This window comes from Candidatus Magnetaquicoccus inordinatus, from assembly GCF_004217665.1.
Taxonomy (GTDB): domain Bacteria; phylum Pseudomonadota; class Magnetococcia; order Magnetococcales; family Magnetaquicoccaceae; genus Magnetaquicoccus; species Magnetaquicoccus inordinatus.
This window is the reverse complement of the sequence record NZ_RXIU01000021.1, coordinates 21,686-25,840: the sequence shown is the minus strand read 5'-3', so window position 1 is coordinate 25,840 and position 4,155 is coordinate 21,686. Positions and strand designations below refer to the sequence as shown.

Annotated in this window: 5 protein-coding genes; all 5 read right to left on the bottom strand. The window is 51.8% G+C overall.

Translation table 11 applies throughout. From position 1 onward, the window contains the following. Positions 1–185: 185 nt before the first annotated feature. Positions 186–1,154 carry a sigma-54 interaction domain-containing protein gene (locus EJP87_RS03420; protein WP_130470463.1) on the bottom strand — a complete coding sequence of 323 codons (969 nt, stop codon included), beginning with the start codon at positions 1,152–1,154 and terminating at the stop codon, positions 186–188. Further along, positions 1,151–1,882: a sulfite exporter TauE/SafE family protein gene (locus EJP87_RS03415; RefSeq protein ID WP_130470462.1), complete on the bottom strand. Its 732-nt coding sequence runs from the start codon at positions 1,880–1,882 to the stop codon at positions 1,151–1,153. The genes EJP87_RS03420 and EJP87_RS03415 overlap by 4 nt, the downstream gene beginning before the upstream one ends. A 224-nt stretch (positions 1,883–2,106) precedes the next feature. After that, entirely contained in the window at positions 2,107–2,961 is an 855-nt protein-coding gene (locus EJP87_RS03410) for a cytochrome c3 family protein (protein WP_193771113.1), read from the bottom strand. Further along, entirely contained in the window at positions 2,958–3,536 is a 579-nt protein-coding gene (locus EJP87_RS03405; protein WP_130470461.1) for a hypothetical protein, read from the bottom strand. Before EJP87_RS03405 ends, EJP87_RS03410 begins: the two co-directional genes overlap by 4 nt. A 7-nt stretch (positions 3,537–3,543) precedes the next feature. Further along, the coding region (locus tag EJP87_RS17615) for a flavin reductase family protein (protein ID WP_193771112.1) at positions 3,544–4,155 on the bottom strand (612 nt) is incomplete at its 5' end.

Below are 4,155 nucleotides of genomic sequence, written 5' to 3'. Positions count from 1 at the left end.
TTGGCAGGAAATTGGCAAATGCGCTTGCCCTGCCATTGGCAGGAAATTGACAAATGCGCTTGCCCTGCCATTGGCAGAGTCCAACCCCAGTAGCACAAGCAGACAAACAGGTGCCCTCAGCGCCTAGGAAGCGCCTCACCAAGTGGAACAGTTGTGCAAACGACAGCGCTGGCAGCAAAAGGGGATCACACCGGAATGGAAAATTTTTTCAGTCGATAGAGAAAGGTATCTCTGGAAAAACCCAGCAAACGGGCTGCATGACTCTTGTTGCCGCCAGAACGCTCCAATGCCTGATCGATCAATTGTCGTTCCAACTGTTCAAAATCAACCCCTTCTACTGGCAAGGCAAAGAGTTGCGAGGCGCGCATCGGTAGTGCACTCTCTGTTGCCTGGCGCATTTCCCAGGGCAAATCCGCCGCGATTATCTTCTGTCCGGCATACAGAATGGACATCCGCTCGCAAAAATTGCGCAGCTCACGAATGTTACCTGGCCAAGAATAGTTTTTCAATAACTGCAGCGCACAGGCCCCATAGTGCGGAGTCTGCAAAGAGTTGCGCGTGGCAAAATGGTTGGCAAAAGCCTCCAGCAACAAAGAGAGATCCTCACGGCGCTGGCGCAGCGGAGGCAACTCCAAAGGAACCACATTCAGGCGAAAATAGAGATCTTCACGAAAACGACCTAAACGCACCCATTCCTGGAGATTTTTGTTGGTAGCGGCAATAATGCGCAGATCCACCTTCGAGGTATGGGGCACCCCTACCGTTTGACACTCCCCGCTCTCCAACAGACGCAACAGCTTGGCCTGTACGCTCGGAGAGATTTCGGCAATCTCGTCGAGAAAAAGTGTTCCCCCATGGGCGGCTTGAACCCGTCCGATTTGTTGCTGGACCGCCCCCGTGAAAGCCCCTTTATGGTGACCAAACAGCTCCGATTCGGCCAGAGCTTCGGGCAAGGCGGCACAATTGATGGTAATCAGGGGAGCATGACGGCGACGACTCTGCTGATGGATGGCATGGGCCAGCAGCTCTTTGCCGGTTCCGCTTTCGCCACTGATCAAAACCGTGGCATCGGTTGGGGCAACCAGGGCGGCAGCACGCAGCAGCGAGCGAAACTCCGGGGCGTGACCCAACATGCTCTCGGCAACAATGCTCATGGAAGATTCTCCGTATGCGAATGGTGATGATGCTCCTGAGAAGCAACCGGGGGCGGATGGGTAAATCCGGCGGAAAAGGCCAGCAGAATGATCCCCACACCCAATATCTTTTTTACCAAACGATGTTGCCGCCAACGGGTCAAATGCCCGGAAAAAAAACTGGCCATAAAAAGTCCCGGCAGTGTACCCATGCCAAAAGCGCTCATGGCCAAGGCTCCTTTGAGCATGTCACCGCTCACCGCTGCCCAAAGCAGCACCGAGTAGGTCAATCCGCAAGGAAACCAGCCCCAAAGCCCACCAAACAGCAAGGCATGACCATGGGTTTGTACCGGCAGCAACCGTTGGGCAAAGGGTTCGATATGGCTCCAAACCCGTGCCCCCAGATGCTCCAGCCAAGCGACTCCTGGCAACCATCCCGCCACATACAGACCCATGCCCAGCAAAATCAAACTATTGATCAAATACAAAAAATTGGCATGAGCCGGGCCGAGATTGAGCAGATTGACCACCGCTTCCCCCAACAGACCGGCCAGCAAACCCGCCATGGCATAACTGATGATCCGTCCGGCATGATAGGCAAGCAGATAGGCAAGCAGTTGCTGGGGATCCCGGCGTACTGCCACCGGCAAGCTGACCGTCAAGGCAGCAACGATGCCTCCACACATGACCAGGCAGTGCACAGTGCTGAACAGGCCAATAACCAGCGGTTCGATAGAAGGCGAAGGCATAAAAACGTACTCGCTGCGACCTGTGGCAAGGTGTGGCAATCTGAGCTTTTATTTATAGTCATTGATAAAAATTTGCAAGCCAAATTTTTATTTTTGCAAAAGCAAGCGCTTGAAGCGGATGATTATGGGCGCCAGGGATAACAAGTGCAATGGCTCTCCTCAACACACTGGCCACCTCTCTTTTGCAGGTCGATCCTCATCGCCACTCGGACAGCGCATCCCCATCAATCACTCTCTTCCTCTCCTCGCTGCCGCTTGTGCTGATGCTTCTGCCGATCATCAGGAGCAACAACATGCTCTCCTTCTCTTTTTGGTCTGATCCCCTGCTCTCCACCCTGTACTGCTGCTCCCGACAAACCCTCCCGCCAACGACCTGACCGCCACAACTCTTTGGCATCATGTTCATTGGCGTTTCGGTGACACAAGACACAACGTTCATAGTCGTTGATGCCCTTTTTGAGATGTTTTTTTCTTATTTTTTCTGTGGAATGCTTATGGCAACCATAACAGGTATATTTTTTATAATCCTCTCCCGTATGGCAAACAGCGCATTGAACATGATGATCTTTGTCAAAAGAGAAATATTTATCATGCTCGAACGTGGCTGTTTGCCAATTGCGAAAGCTGTGACAACGGTCACACTGCGCAGAGAGCGGACGATGTATCTGGTCATTTGGCCGCTGATGACAGGAGATGCACTGCATGCGCGTCTTCTCTTCCAACAACTGATGCGAAAATCTCCCTTTGACCCGAAATTTGGCAACCCCCGCATGATCGCTGTGACAGGCCACACAATCTTCTCCCAGCAACTTTTGATGGAAGGGAATTTTACTCTTTTTTTCGCTCAGAGGAATATTCTTGGTCGTAGTCACACCGATGGCATGCACTTTATGACAACTCACACATTTGCCATCAGAGATGCCAAACAGTGGAGCGTGACAGGCAAAACAGTCGCTTTCCAACTCCGCATGCCCCTTGAGCAAAGCACCGGGACTGATCATGAGGTGTGGATAGACAAGAACGAGAACTACCAGCACGCCCAGATTGATCCATAGCAAAATTGTGGTGGTCCGCTTCATGGCCATTCCCAAAAGAGAAAAACACTGATGATATGGCCAAGCGCCAACACCGCAAAAACAAAGGAAATGGGAAAATGCACCTCCCTCCATTTGGCCATCAGCTCATAAGTCACTGCATCCCAAAATATTTTTGCTTGTACCGCATCCTGCGACAGACCATGAAAACGGTAGATTTCCTCTCGCTCTGCCAGATAGCGTCGCGATCGATTTAACAAATAACGTCCCACCAAACCACTGATAATATTGACCATCATCGCCACTGTAGCCAGCCAGGGAAGAACAGCGTTAAAATGTACGCCCGCGTGGATAAATACCATCAGGGCCCCCAGCCAGGTAAAATTTTCATGTATTTTTAGCAGAATCTGCGGGCTGCCATATTGAACAACCTTTCGTTTACGCAGCGAATACCATAGCGACAGCAGGATCAACAGAGTACCAGGAATGCCCAGATAACGACCAATCCACACCAAACCGAGGGCATGGAGCAACAGATCTCCCACCAGAGTGGCTACCAACAACGCCGAGAATAGTCCCAGAAAAGGCAAAACTTCCACACGAAAGAGGGAGTTGTTCATCAAAGCCTCACGCAAGCAGGGTCACATCCCCATGGGGACGGCTGACGCAGAGTAAGCAGTGTCCAGTGGGCAGAGCAACCTCTGGACTTTTGGTATATTCTACTTCTCCCGATTGAATCTCGGTCTGACAGGCACCGCACATGCCTGCACGACATCCGGATGCCACCTCGATGCTGTGCTGTTCGGCAAATTGCAACAGTGATTCAGCACGTTCATCCCAAAGCACAGTTTTTCCAGATCGACTAAAGACAACAGTAGATGGAGCGCTGGGGCGGGTGGAGACCGTGAGAGCAGACTCTTTTGCTACCGGTCTGCGCACCGATGCCGGACCAAAAGATTCATAATGGATATGTTGCTCTGGCACTTCCCAGGCATACAGCCCTGCAACCAATGATTCGATCATCGTGCGTGGACCACACAGATAAAACTGGTAGGCTTTTAACGCCAAAGCAAGACGCAGCAGGGTGATATCCACATGGCCATGGTGCTGAAAATCCTGCTTTACTTGCTCATGTGCTAATGGCTGACTGAAACAGAGATGCAAATGGAAGTGGGGATGCCGGGCCGCCAAACTGTGCAAATGTCCCCTCATCGGCAGTTCACGACCATTGCGCACACC